This window comes from Paenibacillus sp. FSL H8-0280, assembly GCF_045040665.1.
Lineage (GTDB): Bacteria > Bacillota > Bacilli > Paenibacillales > Paenibacillaceae > Paenibacillus > Paenibacillus xylanexedens_A.
The window spans coordinates 2801753-2826986 of record NZ_CP150296.1 but is presented as its reverse complement, the minus strand read 5'-3'; the positions used below and the strand labels follow the sequence as shown (position 1 = coordinate 2826986).

Genomic DNA, 25234 nt, shown 5'->3' with positions numbered 1-25234 from the left:
GATCCTGGCGAATTGTCCAGACGATTTTCTAAGGAACCGAGGACGTCTTATTTAGCCTTCGAGTCCTCCTTTTATTTTGTAAGGAACCTGAGACACGTTATTAACCAAATTCACCTAACAAACACGCTGTAAACGGCTGCTTATTCCAATATAGCGTGTTTCAGATTCCTTAGATTGCTGCGGGCGCTTCAAATCGCTAAATAAGACGTCACAGGGTCGTTAGCGCTCCCGCTCCGTGCCCTGCTCCAGACACGTTCAGTTTGAAGACACAATCTAGTTGAACTGAAAATTATTTACACAGACACTACGAAGACAGAATAACCTTCCAATCGCTGTTGTCCCCAGATTTTTCGATTCCCTTTTCTCAAGGGAAAATCCGGTGATAGCGTATGCTTCCGATGTAGCTTCGCTTTTTCAGGTTTTTTCTCTCTTCTCCGTTATCGTGTAAATGATTAGTTCAACTTATATAGATGGTAATAAAGCCTCAGTTTTACAGAACTTGGTCAAGCCAGTCATAAGCCTTCGCACCGCTAATCTCATGTCCACCTGTAAAGAAATCCGCATCCAGTGATTCTGATGCTCCCGCCTGCTCATATATGTGTGTCAAACGGGCATGCGCCTCTCTCGCTGCATGGATGGGGAACACCTGATCATCACTTCCAGCTTCTATAAAAAGTGGCCTAGGCACAATCAGTCCGATGAGATCCGGCAACTCCGCTTCACGTAGGATACCTGGCACATAGTTGTCCAGACAATGATTCCGATCCAATATGCTGCCCTGGAATGTATTTGCATAACCGCTTACCACAGTTGCCCTGAACCGTTCATCCAACGCGGCTGTAAATGCGGTCACCAGCCCACCGCCCGAGATACCCATGCTTCCAATTCGCTCCGAATCCACTTCTGGCCGAGTCGATACATAATCCAATACACGTGTTGTTTCATACACCCTATGACCGGCAAGGGTCTTCCCCACCATGAGCAGATGCGCAGCAATCTTCGTACAGGAACTTACCCCTGGTGGCGCATCGCGGTCCTCTTCCAATCTTCGATCACCAAATCCGAGCAACTCTGGAGCCGCAACCACATATCCACGCTTCACAAGTGCTACTGCAAAGTCCTTGTGTAATCCGGGCTCTCCTGTCCGTAGTGACCCATCCGGTTCCATACCCGATATCTCTCGGCTACCGTAGCCATGCCCATGACAAGCAACGATAGCAGGTCTCTTTGTATCAGTAACGCTTCCATCACCAGGAATTAATAAATATACAGGCATGCGAAGTCCTGCATAGGTCGTAATTTCAATCCGCTCCCGAATATATCCGTCACATGTAATGCGCTCCAGTAAGATTGGATTCAGTGCGGCCGCCATCGTGGGGAAACCGCCCAGCCGTTCTTTCACGCGAGTACGTAACTGACTGCGCCATAACTCCAGGGGTTGATCTGCATGATACGCGGAACGACCACGAAGATTCGTTTGTTGTTGTAGATAGGCTTCAATATCAGACATGGGCCTGTGTCCCTCCTGTTTTTCGTAGAATAACGTAGATATAAGACTGTCATATGGAATTAATCCCATCCATTATAGAACATCGATGTCACCCATGAATTGAACATGTTTGCCTGTTTTGAATGGAATCCTACGATTTCTAGCCAAAAAAAGGATATCTCCAACCTGAAGACAGGTTACGGAAATACCCTTCATTTCAGCTGACCTGGCAGCCACCAGTTCCACCTGCCCATTAATTTCATCAATGCAGGTACCAGTATTAGACGGATTAATGTAACGTCAATCAACACCGCTGCCGTGATTCCGATCCCTAATTGCCTCACACCTGCGACTTCAGCAAAGGCAAACGGCACAGTCACCGCAAGCAGAATTGCCGCTGCGGAGGTAACCAGACGGCCTGTAGAAGCCAATCCCTGTTGGACAGCCACATCACTGTCTCCGGTTCGTCTATACACTTCCTGAATACGGCTCAGCATAAACACACCATAATCCATGGATATGCCAAACACCAATCCTGCAATGAATACAGGAATCATAATGGCAATGGCTGACGGCTCCATACCCAGATGTCCTTCATTGAACACCCACACCAATATGCCAAATGAAGCAGCTAAGCTGAGCAGATTCATCAGAATTGCCTTGATTGGAATGAGCATCGATCGGAATGCCGCCAGTAACACAAGATAATTGGTGACCACTACAAATACCAGCACTTTGGGCAGTTGACTTGTGACTTCCTGCATTATTTCATACTGCTTGGCAGCCTCCCCGCCATAACGTAGTTTTACGTTGTTGGAACCTGGTGCATAATCGCTATTCCTCATTCGTTCCAGCCAGTCTGCAACCTGTTCCGACCCAGGCTCCCCGTACACGGTAGCTATCAATCGTATGGAATGGTCAGAGACCGTTGAACGCAGCCATGCCGTCCTTGTTGACTCCTTGCCTTCTATGGAAGGAGTGAGCGCCGACGGTGGAATTTGAAAAAGGCTCTGCGAGTCATTTTGATTCGGCTGTAATAGGCCCCATGGTGAAACAATGCTCAATACGTCTGAGTCCTGCATTAGTTGACTGGCTTTGTTGTGGGCCAACTGCCAGTGAGAGGCAGTCAACAGTTCCTGTTGTCCGCCAATCACGATCTCGATGGCGGAGGTATTCTTTTGCCCCAAATCATGTTGCAACTGCTCTGCTGCCTGGCGGGACTCCATTCTCTCTGGCAGTGAAGAGGCATCCGGGACGGACAGTTCCAGCCGGGTCACTGGATAAACAGACAGGAGCAGCACAACCGTACCTCCAATGGCCATACTGACTGGGCGTTTCATGACCATTGCTGACCATCTATGCCAGACCGAGCGTCTGGGTAACGAATGGGCTAACTTTCGCCTGAAGACCCGATCCGCACAAAGTGATAGCAGAGCTGGAAGCAGCGTAACATTTAACAATAGCGATAGCAGCAGAACAATAATGGCTCCCAAGGAGACACTCAGAAACATTGGCAGTCTGATCCAGAGCAAACCCAGCAGCCCAAGGAGCACGCAAGCTGCCGAGAACAACACCGCTCTGCCTGCTGTACGCAATGTTCGCTGAAGAATCTCGCTCCGCAAAACCTCGCTCTGCATATCCAGGCTACTGCCCGTAACATTAGCTTCGCTTTCTTCTTCATAGGCCCGCTGAACTTCTTCCCTGTACCTGCTCAGGATGATCAGGGCAAAGTCTATACTCAGTGCCATGCCCACCATGGGAATCACATTAATGATAAAGTTGGACAATTCCAGATGATAACCAAGGAGTGACGTGACTCCCATCGCGGTAATCACAGCACTGATCCCCATCATGACAGCAATCAACGCAGCATATAGCCCCCTGAATGCAAAGCACAAAACGATCAGGGCAATCGGTAGGCCCACCATCTCTGCCCGTTCCAGATCACGGAAGCTCAGATGATTGACATCCTGCTGCACGACTGCCTTTCCCGTCAATTGCACCGTACCTGGACCGTCTGTTGCCAGCACGGCGCGCAACTGCTCCAGTGGGGGACCCATCTGATGCGCGGGCACATCCATTTTCACAAGGGCATATGCCCTTTGGTCTTGCAGCGTCACCCTTTCGCTAACATCCAGAGGGGACGTGACAGAAGTTACCGCAGGCAACACTTGAACCTGTGTCAAACGATCCTTGATCCACTGCCGGAACTGTAACGGCGAGGTATTTTCCTTTTTCTCAAAAACCAGAATAACCGGATCAGCAGGAGAACCGAATTCGTCCTCCAGAACAAGTTCAACCGCTTGTGCATCCCCGTGAACCCGTTTTAATCCGTGATCTTGAACAATGTCAGGTAACTTCCATGCCCAGACCGCTGACATCCCGATGATAAATACCCAGCAGAGAATAATGAACCGCGGATATCGGCTGATGAAGGCAGCAAGTCTGCGATAACCCATACCTAAGCTCCTCTGCGATCAGATTAGTCATTCGATTATGTTCATCGGTAAGATCATAAGCACATTCATACACTTGCGGTGTATATCTACCTCACTCGGGTTCGTGAACTATTGAATGCCATGATTCACAGGTGTTCTATTCGCTATGGGGGCAGGGATGTATGTAAAAGGAAGTAACTCTGCCGTCAGTCCCGGGCCAAAGGCCAGCGCAATCCCACTGGAATGCTCTTCCTTCTGTCTGTAATCCTCGCGGATGGCTTGAAGAACAAAAAGAATCGTCACGGAAGACAGGTTGCCATAATCCCGCAGGATGTTTCGGCTGTAGGAGACCTGCTCATCTGTCAACTGATACAGCTTCTGCACGGCATCCACGATGCCTCTGCCTCCCGGATGGATTGCCCATATTTCCGGTAAAGCGCTCCCCTCCAGCAACCGTTCTACCTCTGGACCGAGATGCAACCCAAGCAGCTTCGGAATCTGAGGTGACAGGTAGAGATCGAAGCCTGTATTGCCCACTTCCCAGATCATCTCTTCTGCACAATCCGGGAGCAGCGTCGAGTGCCCTCGGCCTAGTCGAAAACATTCATTACGGCCTGTTCCGGACGCACCTATGACGCAGGCAGAGGCACCGTCTCCGAAGAACGATGCGGCATACAGGTCGTCCCGTTTGGCAGATGGCTGAAAGTGAAGTGTGCATAGTTCCACACACACGATGAGAACCTTAGCCTTCTGATCTGCCGTTACAATGGAATTCGCCAGTTGGATCGCCTTCAGACCGGCCGCACATCCTTGAAACACCAGTGGAATCCGGTTGATCTGCGGTGACAGTTCAAGCTGCTGGATCAGCCGAACATCAAGTCCGGGCAGGAATTGCCCCGTGCAACTCACCGTAATGAGATGTGTAATTTCCGTAGAGGATACGTCTGCATCCTGAAGGGCCTGTCCGGACGCTTCCAGACTAAGTGGAACAGCAGCAGCTTTGTATTTGGCCATACGCTCGGCTGTAGTCGGGACTTCCTCCACAGAAGTAAAGGGTAAATATCGGCAAGCCTCCACAGGCTCAAGCAGATTCGGTTCACATGTATAACGAGTCTCCACACCGCACTGATTAAAGATTCGTTTGGCCCACCTTCTCGCATCTGGCTCATGTTCCAGCGCTTGCGCGAGACGGGCAGACACATCCTTTTGCTCAATACGGTGGGCAGGCCACGCCGTTCCTATTCCCATAATACTTGCCCCAGTAGTTGCCTCAAGCTGGTTCATCGGCTTAACCCCCTTATAGTACGTGTTCAAAAGTAGGCTTTTTAAACAACCTATATATAAAATAGGTTCATATGACATGTGTGCAGGATATAGTACAAGTCTATTCACTACCTGTCCTGTTTATGTTCATATTAACAAGCAAAGGCGAACAACATATGCGAGTTTCGCACGTGCTGTCCGCCTTTGCTACCGGATTAAACCCGTTCCTATATTACATATTCGATCTGTCAGAACTACTCAGGCCGAATTATAGTAAATCTCTCCCCAAGTTTGGCATAATCATTACCCGCCAGTCGGCTGACTGGTTTCAAATGATCCATCAGGATATAGCCCTTGTCCGGATTGTAGACTTGTTCGCTGAAATGATACTGTATAATGCGCACAAGCAGTAAGTCGCTCGCGGGTTTGCCCTCATCATTCGTGATGGGAATGTGCTGATACAGCTCACACTCCATTCGAATAAGTGCTTCTTTTATTCCTGGGACGGTGACCTTTGTACTTGGCACTGTAGTCAGTTTCGTCCGCTCAAGCTCACTTTCGTGGGGTTCCAGTATGGCTGCTGTCTCATTCACTTCTGTTATGATTGCTTCATCACATATATGCACGACCAGTTCATTATGAGCAAGCACATTACGTGCGGTATCTTTCATGATACCGTCTTTACGTGCAATGGATATGGATAACAGCGGTGGGTCCGAACTAACCACATTAAAGAAACTAAAAGGCGCTGCATTGATCACACCATGCTCATCTGAACGTGTCGTCACAAAAGCTATTGGACGCGGCACCACCGAACCACTCATCAGTTTATAGTTGTCTCTTCCCGTTATTTCACGTGGATCCAATGTATACATATGTAAATATCCCCTTCCCTGCTCGTGAAGTAAATAACAACTCTACTTCATGACAATACAATAAACTAACTTCTTTATTATATATCCTAAAATGCTGTATTAACAAAAAACTCCCTGGTGTGCATTGCACCAAGGAGTTCAAACATGTTATACATTTGACCATTTCTTATTTAACAATGCTCTTTTGAATGTCTTCCATAATTTGAAGGTTCGCTTGAACTCCACTATACAACCAGCTGCTGGAACGGGTAAACTCGAACAGATTACCATTTTTCACAGCCGGGATACTTTGCCATACCGGATCTTTCAGTGCTTCTGACCCTGTACCTTCATCACTATTCACAAAGAACAAGTAGTCTACATCCATTTCAGCCAATTTCTCCATTGAGATGGAAGACCAGTTACCTGTCGCATTGGCAGAGATTTCTTTTACAACTTCAGGCTCTACAAGTCCCAGTTCTTTGTACATTACTTCTCCACTCGATACATTGTCACTTACGATGAAGAACTTGCCGCTAACCAACCAAATAGCCGCTGCCGATTTCGTTCCCCCTGTAACTGTGTTGATCTTTTCCTTGATTTCTGTAGCTTTAACTTCGTATTCATCCAGCGCTTTTTGTGCTTCGGCACTTTTATTCAAAATTTCACCGATTTTCAGCTGCGTTTTGCGCCAGTCGCTATTAATCTCATCACCGAGTACGTACGTCGGTGCAATCTTACTGTACTGTTCGTACTTCTCTCCTTCAACTACACTTTCGGAACCGATAATAATCAGATCCGGATTAAAACTTGTTACCGCTTCAAAAGGCAGATCGAAAGCAATCGTTGGAATACCATTCAGATCTTTTTGTAAATATTCCTGAATTCCGTTGGCTACGGACCATTGGGCAACTGGCTTAACACCTAGTGTTACCAGATTGTCTTCCAGATAAGAAGCGATGATGCGCTCCGGATTTGCGGGGATGGTTACTTTGTGTCCCATAGCATCTGTTAATGTGCGCTCTGTAGCCGCTTCTGTTTGTGTCTCTGTCTCGGTTGTTGTGTCGTTCTCTGCCGGCTTCGCTCCACATGCTGCTAACCAGATGGACATGACCATCACCGTAATCAAAAGTGTAATCATCTTTCTATTTCTCTTAAACAATTTATTATCCCCTTTCAATATGGAAACGTTAGTCGGCGTGATTGTGACAGATATCTACGTTCAAAAATGATACTATTATTGATACATATAATATCCGTATGTACATTTGACCAATTCCATTGACAATGATAATTGTTATCAGTTCAGTTGTCAATTCGATTATGCTCTGCACTATACGTTGAACTACAGATTGTTTACACTGACACTACGATGATAGAACAACCTTCCAATCGCTGTTATCCCCAGATTTTATAGATTCCCCTTTCTCTAAGGGAAAATCCGGTAATAAATGCGAGCGCTTCGCTTTTTCAGGTTTTTTCTATCCTCTCCGTTTTGTGTAAATGATTAGTTCAACTATATAGATCATATACAATCTTCTTGGCGGCACTCACATATAGGCGGATGCCGCCATATGCTGAATGCAGAATACGACGACAGGAAGGATGTTCTGTACATGTATTACGAATATAACCCTTATCTAAGTTATGGAGAAGACCGTTCCTTTCAATTGCCTCCATTGTTCCCAGGAGGTGGCGGCACACCGGGTGGTCCGACGTTTCCTGGTATACCTGGCGGTCAAGGCTCCTATCCTCCCTACATTCCAGGCGGAGGGCCCGGTCCATATATCCCCGGAGGCATTCCAGGTACAATCCCGGGTACAGCACCGGGCGTACCTGCTCAACTGACTCAAGGCAATCTGCCCACCCTGCTTAGTGCCTATCCTCGTCCGGTAGGTCAGCCTCCGGCAGAAATGCTTTTTCTGTATAACCTGATCAAAAGCAGCCCGGGTCTGCTCCCGCTCTTCCTCCAGCAACAGCCGCAAAGCCTCACTCAAGCGGTGCAATTTGCACAGACTGGTGCAGCGGCACCACGAGATAACGAAGAACGTGCGCTGCCCAACTTTTGTTACAACCGATGGTCCCTTGTCTTCACATACAATGATGTCTACCTGATGTGGCCTGCGATTAATCTGTTTGGTTTTGTGGTGGGGTACTTTTATCCATTCCTCACGCCAGGTATACTGTCCAATACACAAATTTTGTTTGCGCTCTGCTAAACCTGTCCTTACCTACAGCAAGAGCCCCACTTGGAAGCATGATTCCTTCCAAGTGAGGCTCTTGTTCGTTCTTTTATCCAGATGTACCTTTACATTACTAAGACTCCACAAACGTAAGATGTTCAGAATCAGTACATTTAACTGAACACTTGATCGTTCTGGCGCTTCCTGCCTCTACTGACCATTAGGAAATAAATCACCAAGGCACCGAGATCAGCACACGCAATAACGATTCCCATTGGCACAGCTGTTCCTTCTCCCCCGAGACCTACGAGGGGAGCGACAATACCGCCGAACAGGAACGTCATCACACCAATAAGCGCAGACGCACTGCCTGCCGATTTCTCCTGATTAGCCATCGCCAAGGCAAAGGACGCGGTATTGACCAACCCAACACTGGATACCACCAGAAATAAAGGAATCAGTACAGAAATTAGATTACCTCCAGCCAGAATGGCGATGAGCAGTGAAGTTCCGCCGAGCGCCGCGGTTAGCAGCCCCGCGATTAACAGGCGAGTCTCTGATATCTTTCCTGCAAGTCTGCCAGCAATCTGACTGGCCAGAATAATGCCTACCCCGTTAATGGCGAAGCAGACACTGAACATTTGCGGGGATACCCCGTATATTTTCTGAAGCACAAACGGTGAACCTGATATGTACGCAAACATGCCAGCAGCTACAAACCCTTGTGTTAACGCATAACCCATAAACTGACGATCCCCTGCGATTTGGCGAAACGTAATTAATGTCTGTTTCAATCCCCCGCTTGATCTGCGGTTGGAAGGCAATGTCTCTCCAAGACCGAAAATGACAGCCAACAGCGTCAGTATACCGATAAGGCTGAGCAAAATAAATACGCCGCGCCACGACGTATACGTCAACAATTGTCCACCAATAATCGGTGCAGCAATCGGAGCTACGCCGTTAATCAGCATTAACAGGGAGAAGAACCGTGTCAGTTCAGGGCCCGAATATACGTCTCTGACGATTGCGCGGGAGATGACAATCCCTGCCGCTCCAGCTACACCTTGAATGAACCGCAGCACAACAAAAGAGCCCATCGTAGGGCTGACCAGGCAAAGTATGGAGGCGATAGTATAGAGCACAAGCCCTGCAATGAGCGGTGTTCGCCGACCACGTATATCACTTAGAGGTCCGGCAAGCAACTGTCCAACCGCAAGTCCAATCATACACGCCGTCAGACTGAGTTGAGCATACGATGTAGATGAACCAAACTCATCAGCCAGCGTGGGCAATGCGGGTAAATACATATCCAGGGACAACGGCCCGAAGGCCGACAGTGTCCCCAGAATTAAAGCCATCCGTACACGAGATGTGGAGTTTGTGTTCAATGAAGCTGTTGTACTTTTCATCAAATACTACTCCCCGCTACCCAGCAGCTTGAGCAGGTTGGATGGCAGTGTGAACTGTTGATTGTTAATAATAATACGGCGCAGTTCTTCTTCATCCCGCTCGTTATCGGCGTCCTTAATCTCCTGAATTTCCCGGTGAAGTCGCTCCATCTGTTGATCCAGCGCATTTGCCGAATCTGCCGCACTCTTTAACTCTCTCGTCAAATGCTCGGGAACATCCTTATTGTATTTATAAAAAATCTTATGCTCCAGACTCGCCCAGAAATCCATCGCGATTGTACGGATCTGGATCTCCACACATGCTCGTTCCTCACCATTGGACATGTACACAGGCACTTCCACCAGTAGGTGAAGGCTTTGGTAGCCGTTTGGCTTTGGATTCTCGATGTAGTCTTTGACCTCCAGTACACGCAGATCACTCTGATTGCACAGCATATCCTTAATGCGATAGATATCCGAGATAAAGGAACATGTAATCCGTACCCCAGCGATATCCTTGATATTTTGCTTGATGCTCTCAAACGTTAACTCATGATTTTTGCGGAACATCTTGTTCATAATGCTCTCAGGTGATTTCAGTCTGGACTTTGTATGCTCAATTGGACTGTAATCATGCAGAGACTGGAATTCTTCCTTCAGGACTTCAATCTTGGTCTCCATTTGATCCAGAGCAAATTTATAGATCATCATAAATCTGGTAATTTCATATTTGAATTTCTTGAATTGATCGATTGGATGTGGAGCGTTCATCATGGCTTTCTCCCTTTCTTTCTGCACACTAAAATTAGTTTTATGAATATGAGAACAAGCGGTCAATCCACATGTCTCCTGAACCATTATAAATCATATGGAGCCAATAAACGAATTTCTCACATTTGGGCTGGCGATTCAGCCTGGAAGGTATGGGAACTTATTTTACGCACATCCTATAGAAGCATCCCTTTCATTTGGCCCGCAATTATTAATAAAAGAGGTGGATTTTCCTGCTCTATCAAGTGACGTATTCATCCGATACACTTCGGGTTAAAGCTTATTTATACCTGCCACAAGGTTGTTCATTACCTGATATCACGACATATGAACCTTCTCATCCCGGCTCTGTCTCCTCTGCCTTTCCGGAATTCGCTTCCTTACATACATCTCTACATTTGCAACCACTCGCCAGCCACTACCCTTCTGCCAGAATGCATGATATCGCACACACACAGGAACAATAGCCTGTGCTGATCTATTGTCGCGGCGGACTAGGCAGCTATGGCGGGGTAAATACCGTTTGGCTTGAGCAATTTGTACATAAAGGTTATATCGTGTTCGCCCCATCCTATCGTGGCAACGAAGGCGGTGAAGGTCGTGACGAGTATGGCGGGAAAGATGCCGAAGATGTGCATGCCGCTTACCGGTTGATACAGCGTTTACCCTTTGTCGACTCGACTCGGATATCGTTAATGGGGTTCTCCCGTGGGGCCATTAATGCTGTACATACCGCAACGACCTATAATGAGGGACCTGACAGAGTACATAAGTTAGTTCTTTGGAGCGGTGTCGCCGATGTGGAACGCACTTACCATGAGCGAACCGACCTGAGGCGCACATTGAAACGGGTGCTGGGTGGTTCCCCACGCACGGTTCCAGAAGCTTATCTCGCCCGTTCTCCCTTGTCGAAAGCGAACAAACTATCTTGTCCTGTGCTAATCATGCATGGTACATCAGATACACAGGTGAATTATAGTCACGGAACCCGAATGTACCACTGGCTTAAGCGGCGAGGTGCAGACGTCACATTTCACGCTTATGGCGGGCAGGATCATCATTTTCACGAGAAAATACATGAGTCAGCGGTGAACAATATGTTTGATTGGCTCGCTGCACCTTAAGTCTTGCGCTATGAATTTCATTTTGAAGAAGCGTGGGTTATGGCTGTATACTGGAGGGGCTACGTTTTTTTGAAAGGACGGATAGGATGAATCAAAGCACCCTCCAAAAATACGCCATGTTGCTTCTCTGCATGTCTGCCGGAATGGTGGACCTGATCGGATATCTGGGACTGGGGCATGTGCTCACAGCCAATATGACGGGAAATATTGTTTTGTTAGGTATTGCCATTGCCCGTGCTCAGGAATTTGTCGTGCTGCGGTCATTGCTTGCTCTCATCGGTTTTATTGCCGGCAATGCCATTGCAGCACATATGGTTGGACCTGTGCATACCAAAAATGGCTGGTCTTCCAAGGTCACAGCCGTATTTACTGTTGAAAGCATTTTGCTGCTGCTGTTCGCCATCGCCATGATTAGTCCATTTTCAGAGCAACTGTCTTATCTGTTAATTGTCATTCTAGCCGTTGCAATGGGGATGCAAACAACTGCGGCACGCCGCATTGGCATTGCTGGCATCTCAACAACCGTGCTCACCAATAATTTGGCCGCTGTGGTTGAGGATACCGTAAACATCCTTAAAAAGCTGCGACATGCTAATATCCGATCGTTAACCAAAGCCTTGTCCACAGACGCCTACCTTCGTGCAGGTGCTGTTGTCATCTATTTGATCGGCGTCATTGCAGCCGCATTGTTATTCCATCGTGTGCCCATGATTGCAGTCTGGATTCCTGTCCTGATCATTGGCGGCGTAACCCTATACGCCCGATTACATGCATGGGGAACTTCACAACAAAGCGAAAGTTAATAGTTGAAGAAGCAACCTGTCCATGTTCAAGAGGCTGTTCAAAATTCCGTTATAGGGCACTGGAAACTGGTCTTTTTGAACACGTATTTTAAGTTATTTTAAGTACAATCACGCTATTTATTTCATCAAAGCAGCTTCTTGGCGGATAAGCTTGACCAGATGCTGTGCAGCAGGTGATAATACCTCCCCGGCTCGTGTACATACGGCAACCGTATTTCTCAGCTGTACACCTCGAACAAACACACGTGCCAGCCTGCCTTGCTGCACATCTTCGTTCACAACCAAAGAAGATATAAAGTTGGCCCCATAACCTGCCTTCACCGCACTGATCGTTTCGTTCAGCCCGTTGAACTGAAGCGCAATGCGGGGAGCGGCCAGGTTATTTGTTGTGCAAAGGGAAACGAGTCGCTCACGTGTAGCACTGCCTTCTTCTCGCATGATGAACGGTTCTGCCATCATCTCATGCAGCTCGATTTCTTTTCCCGCATACGGATGGTCAGGGTGCACAACAAACCACATCTCATCGTCAAACAATTCATCCCATTGGACACCTGCATGTGTAATGCCACTTCCACCATACACTGCAATCTCTGCCTCATAACGAAGTAATTGGTCAAAAGCCATCCGGGTGTTGGTTGTGCTCACAACAATCTCCACATCCTCGTGCATTTGCTTAAACCGCGCAATCCAGCCCGGCAACAGAAAATTTGAAGGCAAGTAGGTTGCCGTAAGACGGATCAGTCCTTTCTTGCCCTCCCGAAAATCCTGCACAAAATTCTCGACATCCTGCTCCAGCATGAACAGACGTTCCGCATAACCTGTTAACTGTATCCCCGCATCCGTTAGCACCAGTCTCCTTCCCTCCGAAACAAAAAGCTGGATTCCCAATTCACGTTCAAACTTCTTCACCTGAGAAGATACTGCTGGCTGACTAATATTTAGTTCCTCTGCGGCACGAGTGACCCCGCCATATCTCACGATGGCATGAAATAATCGTAATCCATGCAGATTCATGTGTTACACCTCTTCCACGTCAAATACATAATCTAAATTTATATTAACATACATAACATATATTTTATTTATATATCTACTCCATTTATAGTTGAAATATGAAATCCAATACAAGAAACAAGGAAGGAACATGTGAAGATGAAAAATATAAATACGACCAACCTACAGCATACCTGGACTCAAGTCGACGACTACATGAATGATCTGCTGATTCCATCAGATTCCCTGCTGGAACATACACTGCAAAGCAATGCCGAAGCTGGACTCCCTGCTCATGACGTAACACCAAATCAAGGAAAGTTACTTCAACTCCTGCTGCAAATCCAAGGTGCATCCCGTGTACTTGAAATCGGCACATTGGGTGGATACAGTACCATCTGGATGGCAAGAGCGCTGCCTGAACACGGACGCATCGTCTCACTGGAATCGGAATCACACCATGCAGACTTGGCCCGAGCCAATCTTACACGAGCAGGACTGATGCACAAGGTTGACCTGAGAGTTGGTCCTGCCCTTACCACCCTTCCCGATGTTCAGGAAGAATACAGGGAACCATTTGATATGATCTTCATCGATGCTGACAAACCGAGTAATCCAGATTATCTGAGATGGGCCCTGCGACTGACTCGGCCGGGGAGTGTTATTATTGGTGATAATATCGTCAGAGACGGTGAAGTGATCCGGACAGACAGCACAGACCCCAGAGTTCAGGGCGTTCGATCATTCCTGCAGTTGATCGCGGATCACCCTCGACTTGAAGCTACAGCACTGCAAACGGTTGGTAGCAAAGGTTACGATGGATTCGTCATTGCTCGTGTGATTGATGCCCCTGAACCAAAATAAACAGTGGTCAATTCTTCCGCAAATTCCCCTTTCCTGTTAAACTGGAATCACTGCACAGGCAGACTGGGGGGAACCACTTGAGAGTTTTACAACATATTAATGATGAAATTCGCGGCTGGTCCCGCAATATTCAACTGTTTTTCCTGGCTAGCATTCTGTATCAGATCGGAAATGGCATGTTCTCTGTCTTGTACAATCTGTACATTCAGGGTCTGGGCTATAATGATACAATGAACGGCCAGATTGTAAGTATTCAATCACTCGCAACAGCCATTATGTTTGTTCCTATCGGTCTATGCGGTGATCTGTTCAGCCGCAAGCGATTACTCATTACCGGGGCGTTATTCAGCGGAATCTTTCTGATCGGACGCTCCTTCGATTATTCGGCTACAGGACTGATCTGGTTCGCGGTATTCTCTGGCCTTTTCGCTGGGGTGTTCCAAGTACTAGCCATTCCTTATCTGGCGGAAAACGTCAAGAAAAGTCAGCGGCTGAAGATGTTCAGTTATTATTCATCTCTTGTGCTCGCTTCCCAGGTGCTTGGTAGCCTGGGTGGCGGTGTATTCGCAGATTTGTTACATACGGCAGGACTCGCCAAAGTGACCGGATTGCAGACGGTTTTATTTGTCGGTGGTGCAGCAACACTAGCTGCATTTATTCCACTGTTATTTGTAACCGAAGGCAAGGCTGCTCCGCAGACAACAATTCCGGCGCAACCCGTTCTTCAGCCCAATGCAGATTTAAAAGAAAGTTTAACGAATAACCCAAGCACGGACGATTCGATCACGAAGAAAAAAGATTCCCGACTGATTGGTCAGTTTATAGTGACTCAGTTGTTAATTGGATTAGGTTCTGGACTGGTTGTACCGTATCTGAATCTGTATTTCACCAATCGGTTCTCGGTTTCTCTGAGCGGCATGAGCTTACTGATTGCACTTGGTCAGATTATGACGATTGTATCCATGCTGATTGGTCCTACCCTGGCGGCAAAGGTCGGAAGCGTAAGAGCCGTTGTCATTTTCCAGGTCATGTCGCTGCCCTTCCTTCTATTAACAGGCTTCACCAATCTGTTGTTCATTGCTTCGCTCAGTTTCTTATTCAGACAAGCATTGATGAACGCAGCCAATCCCATTCATTCAGCCATACTGGTGGATCGGATCTCTGACAAACGCCGCGGCATTGCCAATTCACTGATGCAGACCTCGTTCATGATCGGTTGGGCTACCATGGGACCTGTCCAATCCTATCTGGTCACCACGTACGGAACGTATTGGGGTTATGCAATCACATTCAGCATCACAGGATGTCTATACGTTATTTCATCACTGATGTACTTTGTAATGTTCAGAGAACCCAAGCCTTCCGCTACGGCTCTTGCAGGATCTTGATAAGTTGAACAGAAGCAGCTTGGTGTTCCGCAGATAACGCAACGTATCTCATCATCAGGAGTGATCACACATGAACATGAATCCTTCATTAAACCTGAATGCATACCTGAATCTCATACCACCTCATTCAACCGGTAGGCTAAACGGATGGAACTGATGCGCAAGCTTGGTTCCCACGTTGTCTTTCGGTTTTTTCTTAGTCTGGGTGTCTCCGTTCTTGGCGGATTGCTGTTCACAGTCATTCATACACCGATCCCGTGGTTGCTTGGGCCAATGGTATTCATGCTGCTTGGCTCCCAAGTAGCCAAATGGCCGCTCATGTGGCCTGCCTCCATTCGGGACTATGGCATTTTGATTGTTGGTTATTCCATTGGACTCACCTTAACAAAAGAGTCACTGCACGGCATTTTGCAACAACTTCCCATGATGTTGCTGATGACCTTGCTGTTAATCGGATTGTGTGTAATTACGGCCTACATCGCTTCAAAGGTAACCGACTTTGATTTCCCCTCCCTGCTGGTTGGCAGCATTCCAGGAGGACTATCCCAGATGGTGTCCCTTGCAGAAGAGATGAAATCCATCAATCTGACGCTGGTTACTTTTTTGCAGGTGACTCGGCTGATCATGATTGTCTTCTGTGTTCCGTTCTTACTGTTCAGTCCTTGGATTGGAGGTACCGCAGGTGGAGGTTTGGATCATCCGTTCATTGACGTAGCGACGTGGGGTTCCCTTTTCCCGGAGATTCTTGTCTATGCTCCGCTCTGTGTAGCGGGTGCATGGGTTGCACGCAAACTCCGGTTTCCGACGGCCTTTATGCTGGGTCCCATGTTTGTCATGTGTGTCGTTCAATTAAGTACAACGATGCACACACCCAGCCTGCCAACCTCCCTCTTAAATGTATCGCAATTGATGATTGGCAGTCACGTTGGACTGATGCTCAAGCCGGAACAGTTGCAACGCAAAACACAGACAGTCACTCTAGCGGTGACTAGCAGTGTACTTCTCATTGCTGGTGCGCTTGGATTGAGTTATCTGTTAATGAATGTGTTCTCCCTCTCCGCGGCAACCTCACTACTCAGTATGGCCCCTGGCGGGATGGATCAGATGAGTATTATGGCACATGAAGTGAATGCCGATCTTTCGGTTGTATCCGGGTATCAATTGTTCCGCATCCTGTTTATCTTTTTCATCGTCTCTTCCGTACTGAAGATGATTCTTGTACATATGTTGAAAGAAAAGAAAGCTAAACCCTATCTTCAATGATCATATCTTGTCTGATTCCATGCCAAAGAGAGTATCCATTGGATGTCACATCCTGTGGATACTCTCTTATATTTGTACAGACTCTACTTCAGCATTTTGCCTCATTCAATTTTAAGCATAATGACTAATTATGAATATATTCGGTTGTACATCCAGCCTACAATGCCCACCGTAGCCACTGTTGCCCCAATAATAAATGCATAATAGCCAATCTTACTTTTGGACTCCGAAGTCTGATGGTCATAATAATCTGAGTTACGTCGGTAAAACCCCAGCCATAACTCTCCGATCATATTCACAACAACCAATACAAAACGTTTAACAAGCCCCATTGTATTCGCGTCTCCTCTCTCTGATCGACCTTCTTCCATATTAAGTATAATTATCCTATTTAATTAAAACAAGTCATTCAAACTACTTTCGGTACAATGACCTTTGGTGCAGTTTCTTGCTCCAACCAGGTTAGAATATCAAAGGCTTCCTGATCAGTGTTACCACACATCTCTTCCTCAGCTTGCAATCCACTGCATACCGCAGGACGATCCTTTTGGCCAAAAATTCCGCAGCGATTATCATCCGTAAGCTGCACACAACGTACACCTGCCGGCTTGCCATGAGCCATGCCTGGTATCGGTGATGATATGGAAATCGCGATACAACATGCGGCACAGCCTGTCCTGCATTCCATACATATTCCCTCCTAATTTCAATACACTTACAATACATGTTCAAAAAGATCGGTTTTCAGTACCAAGAAGATGGGCTAAATTCCATATTCGATGCTGATGATGCCAGTAGGCATCCTTCGTAATCAAAAGCGGACTTTTTGAACTACCTCTGATATTATGAGCGATTTATCCAAGTCCAGGTTCGAGCAAGTCCCTGAGCAATTCTCCGATTCATGCTTCGATTTGAAAAATACCCCCCATGGCTTAGCGGGTTCCAACTCATTGCCACGCCGCCAGAGTTCACTTCAATGTCTTCTTTGACCGCTTTCTCATAAGCGGGATCAATGGGGCGTAACGGATAACCGAGAATATCATCCCGATCGTAGAAGTTCACCCATTCCCCTTCCAGTCCGGCATAATACTGATTCACATGGGAAGAGGGCACTTGAATTGGGCAACTAAAGTCATGGTAACGCAAGCTCCATAAGGGCAGGGTTGTACCAAACGAGTAAAAATTGGTCAACGTGTCCCCCCGCTCCAGAGCGGAGTTCACATCCACAATCTCAGGCACACGACTGGACGGATATTGCAGATCGTAGAAGAAGTTACTCGCGATTACGGCACCCAAACTATGGGCAACCACACAGAGCGGAGCTTCCGGTCCATTGCGCTGTGAAAGGGTATGCATCGCCTGATTCAACGTTCGATGTACGGCATCGTAGTTATGGCCTTGATTTTCCACCGGTTGATAAGCAACCGCATCAGCCAGGTAATGGATGACAAATCGGCGCAACGCCTGAAAGTTCAATCCCGGAGAGCTGACGAGCTGTTGAAAGAGCGCCTCTTCCCGCTCCTCAAATACATCCGCCCAATATACAGGTTCGATATCCAGCATCTGTTTGGAGGCTCCAGGCAAGACCATTACCTTGTCCAATTCCTTATGCAAACAAGCAATCAGCTTGTCCGCGTACCCATCCTTCCGCATACCCAGCCCATGAATGACCATCACCGCAATACGTGTCATGGCTCTCCTCCTCATCGATCTAGGAACTCTTCCTCCACCATATGAACGCCACGACTCGAACATGCCTGAAGCTTGCTTTGTCAGAAAAACCTTTCCAACCACCATTATTTTAAAAATGTGATTCTTCCATTTTATATACAGTTTACCATGATCGTCATGAAAATAACGATCATACAACAAAAAGGAGCTGCGCATCACGCAGCCCCTTCTTGTTTTTGTATTCAATTAACCTTTCAGATGAACCTTCAGCACACCATTTTGATTAGATGTAACATCACCTGTCGTGACTTCCACCCGTTCAACCATATCTTGACCATCCGGAATGATAATCGGTGTAATCAGCGGGTATCCCGCATCTTCAATTACCTTACGATCAAACTCCAACAGTTTTTGCCCAGCTTTTACATGCTCGCCAGCTTCCACATGCATGTTGAAGCCTTCACCCTTGAGGGATACTGTATTAATCCCGACATGGATCAGAACTTGTAATCCACTTGCGTGTTCAAGAATCACCGCATGTTTGCTTTTAATCACATGAGCTACCTGAGCATCAAACGGGGCAACAACAACGTTGCCGGAAGGTTCAATCGCTACACCTTCACCCATCTGTTTCTCAGCAAAAGCCGGATCAGGTACTTGCTCCAGTGACACAGCCTGGCCTGTTAATGGCGCCATGATTTCCAGCGTATTCACTGCTTCGACCCCTACTTGAGCTGCACTACGTGTGCGCTGGTTTGGATCTGTTTTTGCAGTTGAAGAGGTAACACCTGAAGCAGACTGCGATGTAGCCGCTTTAGGCTCATTAACGGTTTCATAGCTTGCACTACGATCTTCTTTTCTCAGTTTGGCTCTACCAAAAAGGACGGTCAGTACAAACGGTACAACCAGAACAATCGCCATGCCGATGAAGAAGACGCCCCATTTGTCAGGGAAAATCGAAAGGAATCCCGGTACGCCACCTACACCGATGGAGGTTGCCTGAACATTATTCATCGTCAGCAACACACCACCAATCGCGGAACCGATCATACCAAAGATAAACGGATAACGGTAACGAATGTTAACACCAAAGATCGCCGGCTCGGTTACCCCGAGGAAGGCCGACACGGAGGACGTTGCCGCAAGTCCTCTCATTTTCTTTTCACGCAGGACAAGCATCATCGCAAGTGCCGCTGAACCCTGTGCGATATTGGACAATGCCAGCATCGGCCACAGGAACGTTCCGCCCTGACTACCGATGAGCTGAACATCTACCGCAAGGAACGTGTGATGCATACCGGTGATAACAAGCAAAGCGTATAGACCACCGTAGATCAGACCACCTAGCGCCGCGTATGAATCGTAAACATAGATCAAGCCGGAAGTAATTGCATTCGCAATGGCGAATGTAACTGGTCCAATGATCGTGAAGGCCAGGAATCCGGTAATCAGCAACGTGACCGGTGCAACGACCAGCAGTTTAATTGAATCATGTACCCTTTTGTTCAGGAAAATCTCCATCTTTGCAAGCAGATACGCCGATACCAGTACCGGTAGAACCTGCCCTTGATAACCGATCTTCTCAATCTCCCAACCGAACAGATTCCATGTTGGCACCGTGCCATTATTCACAGCATCAGCGTAACCATATGCACTCAGCAGATCGGGATGTACCAGAATGAGACCCAGCACGATCCCGAGCAGCGGACTGCCGCCGAACCTTTTTACAGCTGCCCAACCAATTAGCGCCGGCAGGAACGTGAAGGCTGTACTTGCAATCGTATTAATAATGGACGCAAGATCCTTCCAGGCTGGATAAACATCCACCAGTGATTTTCCATCAAAGAAAATGCCTGGACCTGTCAGAATATTGTTAATCCCGAGCAAAAGACCTGCCGTAATGATTGCAGGCAAGATCGGAATGAAAATATCCGAGAGTGTTTTAATCGCTCGCTGGATTGGATTTTGCTTTTTACCAGCAACCGCCTTCACATCATCCTTGGAAGAACGATCTCCCCCGGTAATCTGAATCATCTCATCATAGACTTTATCCACCAGACCAGGCCCAATAACGACCTGGAATTGTCCTTGGGAAGAGAACTGTCCTTTGACCAGATCATTCTGATCCAGACTTTCAGTATCCACTTTACTCTCATCGTACAAGGCAAACCGGAGTCGTGTAACACAGTGTGTAGCAGCTTCAATATTCTCTTTGCCACCGACAGCCCGGACGATCTCCTCAACCTGTTTTTTATCGATTGCCATAGTGTCACTTCCTATTTATAAAATGTGATTAGTCCTGTTGTGGCACAAGCCACATATAGGATGCATACGGACTGAGAGAGATTTCCTGCGTCAGCGCAGGGGCTGCCTCCGTATTTCCTATGAGTAACTCTGCTGATTTGCCTGCAATGTGATCATTCCAGACCGCTTCCGGAAGCGAGAACGTGACGTCTCGTTTACTGAAGTTGGATACAACAATCAGAGTTTCACTTCCATTGGTCCGTGCGTACGCGAATACATTCGGGTGTGCATCGTCCAATCGTTCATACAGACCGTCGGTCAGCACGTTAACCTGTTTACGCAGGGCAATTAATTTGCGGTAGTGGTAGTAGATCGAATCTGGATCAGCCAGCTGCTGTTCCACGTGAATGGAAGGATACCGCTCATCCACCTTCAGCCAAGGTGTTCCGGTAGTAAATCCGGCGTTTTTACTTCCATTCCACTGCATCGGTGTGCGGGAGTTGTCCCGGGAACGCTCTTTTACAATGTTGAAAGCTTCTTCAGCGGATTTACCTCGTTCTTCCTGAAGCAGGCGGTACATGTTCGTTGATTCGATATCGCGGAACTCGCTAACGTCATTCCAGACCGGATTCGGCATGCCGATCTCTTCACCCTGGTAGACATAAGGTGTACCTTGCATGCCGTGTATCGTTGTTGCAAGCATCTTCGCACTTTCGGCACGATAATCACCATCGTCGGCGAATCGGGATAGTGCCCGCGGCTGATCATGGTTATTAAGGAACAGCGCATTCCAACCTCCACCGGCCTGCATGCCAGTTTGCCACTCACTGAAGAGCTGCTTCATCGCTTCGAAATCATACGGCATCAGTTCCCACTTCTGACCATTCGGATAATCCACTTTCAGGTGATGGAAGTTAAACGTCATCGAAAACTCCCGGGAAGCCGGGTTCGAATATTGGATACAATGTTCCAGTGTTGTGGAGGACATTTCCCCTACAGTCACCATGTTGTGAGGCCCGAATACTTCATCATACATCTCGGTGATGTACTCATGCACACGTGGTCCATCCGTGTAATATTTGCGTCCATCACCCGGTGACACGCTGCCATCATCATCAGGGAAACGCTGGTCTTTGGAGATCAGGTTGATCACGTCCATACGGAAACCATCCACACCCTTATCCGCCCAGAACTTGATCATATCCCGCACAGCTTTGCGTACTTCTTCATTCTCCCAATTCAGATCTGCCTGCGTTTTATCAAATAAAGTCAGGAAATATTGTCCCGTCTGTTCATCATACTGCCAAGCAGGTCCGCCGAACTTGGATTGCCAGTTGTTCGGCACACCGCCATCCGGGGCAGGATCTTTCCAAATATAATAATCTCGATACGGATTATCCTTGGAAGAGCGGGATTGCTGGAACCACTCATGATCGGTCGAGGAGTGATTCACCACGATATCAATCATCAGTTTCATATCACGAGCCTTCAGACCTTTCAGCAGTTCGTCAAAATCCTCCATCGTCCCATAATCCGGATTAATCCGGTAATAGTCCGCTACGTCATATCCATTATCATGCTGTGGGGATACATATACCGGCTGCAACCATACAATATCGATACCCAGATGCTGCAAATAATCAAGCTTCTCGGTTAATCCACGAATATCTCCCGTACCCGATCCGGTTGTATCATTAAAACTCTTCGGATATACCTGATACACCGTTGATGTCTTCCACCAAGATGACGGAGTAGTGTCATTAGAACTCATGTTAACGCCTCCAATAAATTGTAATGCTCTCATGTGATGTTCTCGGTTAACTTCATATCTATATTACATAAGTAAACATGTATATACAAGTTGAAACTATAATATGTATATTCTTCGCCTCTTCTACACATTCCCCATAAATCTTTCCTCTGTAACATTTATTTTGGAGCCTGCGTTCGTGAACTCCATGATATCTGTATTGGGACAACAAGAAACCGTCTGTTCTTCCCACGATTGGAGTGGGCAACAGACGGTCTAATTGGGTTGAACTTGTTAATTGAATTTACTGTTATCAGTCAATGATTCCGTTGATTTAAATGATACGCTTACTATCAGTTGGCTAAGTCACCACAGCGGGGACACGCTTCTTACGACATCTCCGGTGAAACTACGGCTTTCCCTTGTTTTTCCTGCATATTCAACTTCAATAGAGATAGTGCAGCTTGCTCTTCCCTTTCCAGTTCAGCAGCACTGATCTCACCAGAGAGTACGGCACGCATTCGCTTTTGATCCAGCAGCCCTTCCCATTTTGCAACCACAAATGCTGCAACACAGTTGCCCATCAGGTTTGTGAAGACACGCATTGTATCCATAAAACGATCTGCACCAAGCAGCAGAGCAACCGCTGCTACCGGAAAAGCATTGACAGCCACTGCCGTTGCGGACAGGGCCAAGAATGCGGAGCCAGGTACTCCTGCCATGCCTTTGGAACTTAACATCAACACCAGCAAAATCGTAATTTGCTGCATCAATGTCAGTTCAATCCCTACGGCCTGAGCAACAAAAACCGTGGCCAACGATAAATAGATTGAAGCGCCATCCAAATTAAACGAGTACCCCGTTGGTACCACAAGCCCCACAACCGCACGATCACAACCCGCCTTGGTTAGTTTGTCCATCATGCGTGGCATCACCACTTCTGATGATCCGGTTCCAATCGCCAGCATCACTTCAGAACGGGTATACTTCACAAATTGCAGGAAATTCAGCCCAGTGATCCACCAGGCAGCCAATGCCAGCATGACCAAAAATAGCAGCGCTGCGCCGTAACAGGCCAGAATTAACAAACCAAAGGACGATAATGTGGAAGCACCATAGGCACCTACCGTGTAAGCCATGGCTCCAAATGCACCAATTGGCGCGAGTTTCATGATATAACCGATGATGCGGAACACAATGCCGAGCAAGTTCTCAATCAGCGTCAGTACATTCTCTTTTGCCTTGCTCTCTGTTGCTGCCAGCGCAACCCCGAATAGGCATGCCACGAGCAATACTTGCAGAAGTGCATTTTGTGCAAAGGCATCTACAACACTTGTCGGAATAATATTCATGATAAAGTCTACCGTATGCGGTAACTCGGAACCATTGGTTTTCGCTTCAATGCCGCTTGCATCTATGGTTGAAGGGTCCACGTTCATTCCGGCACCGGGGCGAAGCAGATTAGCTGTTCCCAATCCAAGTACCAGCGCAACGGTAGTTGCAATCTCGAACCACACGATGGCTTTCAGTCCGATGCGACCTACCGACTTCAGATCACCGATCTTGGCAATACCTGTCACAATCACCATGAAAATCAGTGGTGCGATGATCATCTTGATCAATTTGATGAAACCTGTTCCGAGCGGTTGCAGCAAGCTACCCAGATCCGGCCACAGAATGCCTACGCCAATCCCGATGATTACCGCTACAATAATTTGAAAAAATAATGATTTCATAAATGACATGAACGCTCCCCCTGTTTGCGGTCAATTCGGATTTCCGTTTGGTTTCCGTGTAACTTTTTATATCATTCTAAAAGGGAGTTCAACAATGGAATTTCAATGTTTTTGTCATTTGTACCAACTCTATTGGTGAAAATTGAACCTAAAACCGAAAAAAGACGAATATCGCGTCAGTTATCTTGACGTGATATTCGTCTTTATCCATAAATCCATTTATTATTGAACAAGGGTTAAATGTGCATCACAGGGTAATAGATTCTCCCGGGGCCAGCACACGGCCTTCCAACCCTTTTGCAGCCAGTTGTTGCACGAAGTGTTCCGCATCCTGACGAATTACCGGGAACGTATCATAATGGACCGGAATCGTCAGTTTAGCATTAAACCATTCGGCCGCCTGGAGCGCATCCTCAGGTCCCATGGTGAAATGTCCACCAATGGGCAAGAAAGCTACATCAATATCATGACGATCACCGATCATTTTCATATCCCCGAAGAGACTTGTGTCTCCGGCATGCAAAATCGTTTTACCACCAATATTAATGATATATCCAGCAGGCAAACCTGCATACATGATCCGTTGTTCTTCTTCGAGCACAATCCCGGAAGTGTGGAACGCCTGAATCATTTTGGCTTGAGCAAAATCAAGATCTACCGTTCCGCCCATGTTCATGCCGAGTGTATCCAGACCCTTCCAAGACATATATGTAGCCAATTCCACAATAGCCACAACTTTGGCGTTATTTGCTTTGGCAATAGGTTCAGCATCGAGGATGTGATCCATATGTGCATGTGTCAGCAACACAACATCGGTCTTAATATCTTCAGGCTTCGTGACGGCAAGCTCGTTGCCACGCAGGAAGGGATCAATGATCAGAGACTTTTCTTCTGTGCCCAGCTGTACACTGGAGTGACCGTGGAACGTAATATTCAACAATTTGGATTCCTCCCGACATATGTTTTGATTATTTTGAAAACCACTATTTATTATAAATCATAGCTCTTCACC

The 25234-nt window shown here is 47.2% G+C and carries 21 protein-coding genes; 6 read left to right on the top strand and 15 right to left on the bottom strand.

Going from position 1 to position 25234, the window contains the following annotated elements; all coding sequences use genetic code 11:
• Positions 1-490 precede the first annotated feature (490 nt).
• From MHI12_RS12790 to MHI12_RS12770, 5 genes are all read right to left on the bottom strand, one after another.
• Entirely contained in the window at positions 491-1510 is a 1020-nt protein-coding gene (locus MHI12_RS12790; protein WP_353883785.1) for an alpha/beta hydrolase family protein, read from the bottom strand.
• Positions 1511-1701: 191 nt separating this feature from the next.
• Entirely contained in the window at positions 1702-3948 is a 2247-nt protein-coding gene (locus MHI12_RS12785; RefSeq protein WP_405172564.1) for an MMPL family transporter, read from the bottom strand.
• Positions 3949-4056: 108 nt separating this feature from the next.
• On the bottom strand, positions 4057-5211 hold the full coding sequence (locus MHI12_RS12780) for a type III polyketide synthase (protein ID WP_405172563.1): 1155 nt from the start codon (positions 5209-5211) through the stop codon (positions 4057-4059).
• A 233-nt stretch (positions 5212-5444) separates the two neighbouring features.
• The gene (locus MHI12_RS12775) at positions 5445-6065 is read right to left on the bottom strand and encodes a flavin reductase family protein (protein ID WP_405172562.1); all 621 of its coding nucleotides are present in this window, start codon (positions 6063-6065) and stop codon (positions 5445-5447) included.
• A 166-nt stretch (positions 6066-6231) separates the two neighbouring features.
• The gene (locus MHI12_RS12770) at positions 6232-7185 is read right to left on the bottom strand and encodes an iron-hydroxamate ABC transporter substrate-binding protein (protein WP_405172561.1); all 954 of its coding nucleotides are present in this window, start codon (positions 7183-7185) and stop codon (positions 6232-6234) included.
• A gap of 433 nt (positions 7186-7618) precedes the next feature.
• On the opposite strand from MHI12_RS12770, the gene MHI12_RS12765 reads away from it, so the two are divergent.
• Positions 7619-8263, top strand: a complete 645-nt coding sequence (locus MHI12_RS12765) for a hypothetical protein (RefSeq protein WP_405172560.1) — start codon at positions 7619-7621, stop codon at positions 8261-8263.
• A gap of 137 nt (positions 8264-8400) precedes the next feature.
• On the opposite strand, the gene MHI12_RS12760 is transcribed toward MHI12_RS12765, so the two are convergent.
• Together MHI12_RS12760 and MHI12_RS12755 are read right to left on the bottom strand one after the other, a co-directional pair.
• On the bottom strand, positions 8401-9636 hold the full coding sequence (locus MHI12_RS12760; protein ID WP_405172559.1) for a multidrug effflux MFS transporter: 1236 nt from the start codon (positions 9634-9636) through the stop codon (positions 8401-8403).
• Positions 9637-9642: 6 nt separating this feature from the next.
• The gene (locus MHI12_RS12755; RefSeq protein WP_036608962.1) at positions 9643-10386 is read right to left on the bottom strand and encodes a GTP pyrophosphokinase family protein; all 744 of its coding nucleotides are present in this window, start codon (positions 10384-10386) and stop codon (positions 9643-9645) included.
• 470 nt (positions 10387-10856) lie between these two features.
• Here MHI12_RS12755 and MHI12_RS12750 point away from each other — a divergent pair, with 470 nt between their 5' ends.
• Entirely contained in the window at positions 10857-11510 is a 654-nt protein-coding gene (locus MHI12_RS12750; RefSeq protein WP_405172558.1) for an alpha/beta hydrolase family protein, read from the top strand.
• 86 nt (positions 11511-11596) lie between these two features.
• Positions 11597-12313, top strand: a complete 717-nt coding sequence (locus tag MHI12_RS12745) for a YoaK family protein (RefSeq protein ID WP_405172557.1) — start codon at positions 11597-11599, stop codon at positions 12311-12313.
• A 117-nt stretch (positions 12314-12430) separates the two neighbouring features.
• Here MHI12_RS12745 and MHI12_RS12740 read toward each other — a convergent pair whose 3' ends face one another.
• Positions 12431-13327: a LysR family transcriptional regulator gene (locus MHI12_RS12740; protein ID WP_036608744.1), complete on the bottom strand. Its 897-nt coding sequence runs from the start codon at positions 13325-13327 to the stop codon at positions 12431-12433.
• 138 nt (positions 13328-13465) lie between these two features.
• On the opposite strand from MHI12_RS12740, the gene MHI12_RS12735 reads away from it, so the two are divergent.
• The 3 genes from MHI12_RS12735 (at position 13466) to MHI12_RS12725 (ending at position 16821) form a co-directional block, all read left to right on the top strand.
• On the top strand, positions 13466-14170 hold the full coding sequence (locus MHI12_RS12735) for an O-methyltransferase (RefSeq protein ID WP_405172556.1): 705 nt from the start codon (positions 13466-13468) through the stop codon (positions 14168-14170).
• A gap of 77 nt (positions 14171-14247) precedes the next feature.
• Complete coding sequence (locus MHI12_RS12730; protein ID WP_047842666.1) at positions 14248-15558, top strand: MFS transporter; 1311 nt, start codon at positions 14248-14250, stop codon at positions 15556-15558.
• 147 nt (positions 15559-15705) lie between these two features.
• Complete coding sequence (locus MHI12_RS12725; protein WP_405172555.1) at positions 15706-16821, top strand: AbrB family transcriptional regulator; 1116 nt, start codon at positions 15706-15708, stop codon at positions 16819-16821.
• A gap of 128 nt (positions 16822-16949) precedes the next feature.
• Here MHI12_RS12725 and MHI12_RS12720 read toward each other — a convergent pair whose 3' ends face one another.
• From MHI12_RS12720 to MHI12_RS12690, 7 genes are all read right to left on the bottom strand, one after another.
• Positions 16950-17153, bottom strand: a complete 204-nt coding sequence (locus MHI12_RS12720; RefSeq protein WP_405172554.1) for a hypothetical protein — start codon at positions 17151-17153, stop codon at positions 16950-16952.
• 77 nt (positions 17154-17230) lie between these two features.
• Entirely contained in the window at positions 17231-17509 is a 279-nt protein-coding gene (locus tag MHI12_RS12715) for a YkgJ family cysteine cluster protein (protein WP_405172553.1), read from the bottom strand.
• A gap of 155 nt (positions 17510-17664) precedes the next feature.
• Positions 17665-18513, bottom strand: a complete 849-nt coding sequence (locus MHI12_RS12710) for a chemotaxis protein (RefSeq protein WP_405172552.1) — start codon at positions 18511-18513, stop codon at positions 17665-17667.
• Between the two features lie 225 nt (positions 18514-18738).
• Positions 18739-20757, bottom strand: coding sequence for a PTS system trehalose-specific EIIBC component (gene treP, locus MHI12_RS12705; protein WP_405172551.1), 2019 nt, complete (start codon positions 20755-20757; stop codon positions 18739-18741).
• A gap of 28 nt (positions 20758-20785) precedes the next feature.
• Positions 20786-22507 (bottom strand): alpha,alpha-phosphotrehalase, encoded by a 1722-nt coding sequence (gene treC, locus MHI12_RS12700; protein ID WP_405172550.1) that lies wholly within the window; start codon positions 22505-22507, stop codon positions 20786-20788.
• A 368-nt stretch (positions 22508-22875) separates the two neighbouring features.
• Positions 22876-24231 (bottom strand): C4-dicarboxylate transporter DctA, encoded by a 1356-nt coding sequence (dctA, locus tag MHI12_RS12695; protein WP_036670619.1) that lies wholly within the window; start codon positions 24229-24231, stop codon positions 22876-22878.
• A 238-nt stretch (positions 24232-24469) separates the two neighbouring features.
• The gene (locus MHI12_RS12690) at positions 24470-25162 is read right to left on the bottom strand and encodes a metal-dependent hydrolase (RefSeq protein ID WP_017688878.1); all 693 of its coding nucleotides are present in this window, start codon (positions 25160-25162) and stop codon (positions 24470-24472) included.
• Positions 25163-25234: the final 72 nt, after the last annotated feature.

What these genes read in the sequence shown, in the direction of transcription:
- MHI12_RS12790 (WP_353883785.1), bottom strand. Translation starts at nt 1,510, where the DNA reads ATGTCTGATATTGAAGCCTATCTACAACAACAAACGAATCTTCGTGGT.
- MHI12_RS12785 (WP_405172564.1), bottom strand. Translation starts at nt 3,948, where the DNA reads ATGGGTTATCGCAGACTTGCTGCCTTCATCAGCCGATATCCGCGGTTC.
- MHI12_RS12780 (WP_405172563.1), bottom strand. Translation starts at nt 5,211, where the DNA reads ATGAACCAGCTTGAGGCAACTACTGGGGCAAGTATTATGGGAATAGGA.
- MHI12_RS12775 (WP_405172562.1), bottom strand. Translation starts at nt 6,065, where the DNA reads ATGTATACATTGGATCCACGTGAAATAACGGGAAGAGACAACTATAAA.
- MHI12_RS12770 (WP_405172561.1), bottom strand. Translation starts at nt 7,185, where the DNA reads ATGATTACACTTTTGATTACGGTGATGGTCATGTCCATCTGGTTAGCA.
- MHI12_RS12765 (WP_405172560.1), top strand. Translation starts at nt 7,619, where the DNA reads ATGCTGAATGCAGAATACGACGACAGGAAGGATGTTCTGTACATGTAT.
- MHI12_RS12760 (WP_405172559.1), bottom strand. Translation starts at nt 9,636, where the DNA reads ATGAAAAGTACAACAGCTTCATTGAACACAAACTCCACATCTCGTGTA.
- MHI12_RS12755 (WP_036608962.1), bottom strand. Translation starts at nt 10,386, where the DNA reads ATGAACGCTCCACATCCAATCGATCAATTCAAGAAATTCAAATATGAA.
- MHI12_RS12745 (WP_405172557.1), top strand. Translation starts at nt 11,597, where the DNA reads ATGAATCAAAGCACCCTCCAAAAATACGCCATGTTGCTTCTCTGCATG.
- MHI12_RS12740 (WP_036608744.1), bottom strand. Translation starts at nt 13,327, where the DNA reads ATGAATCTGCATGGATTACGATTATTTCATGCCATCGTGAGATATGGC.
- MHI12_RS12735 (WP_405172556.1), top strand. Translation starts at nt 13,466, where the DNA reads ATGAAAAATATAAATACGACCAACCTACAGCATACCTGGACTCAAGTC.
- MHI12_RS12725 (WP_405172555.1), top strand. Translation starts at nt 15,706, where the DNA reads ATGGAACTGATGCGCAAGCTTGGTTCCCACGTTGTCTTTCGGTTTTTT.
- MHI12_RS12720 (WP_405172554.1), bottom strand. Translation starts at nt 17,153, where the DNA reads ATGGGGCTTGTTAAACGTTTTGTATTGGTTGTTGTGAATATGATCGGA.
- MHI12_RS12715 (WP_405172553.1), bottom strand. Translation starts at nt 17,509, where the DNA reads ATGGAATGCAGGACAGGCTGTGCCGCATGTTGTATCGCGATTTCCATA.
- MHI12_RS12710 (WP_405172552.1), bottom strand. Translation starts at nt 18,513, where the DNA reads ATGACACGTATTGCGGTGATGGTCATTCATGGGCTGGGTATGCGGAAG.
- treP (WP_405172551.1), bottom strand. Translation starts at nt 20,757, where the DNA reads ATGGCAATCGATAAAAAACAGGTTGAGGAGATCGTCCGGGCTGTCGGT.
- treC (WP_405172550.1), bottom strand. Translation starts at nt 22,507, where the DNA reads ATGAGTTCTAATGACACTACTCCGTCATCTTGGTGGAAGACATCAACG.
- dctA (WP_036670619.1), bottom strand. Translation starts at nt 24,231, where the DNA reads ATGTCATTTATGAAATCATTATTTTTTCAAATTATTGTAGCGGTAATC.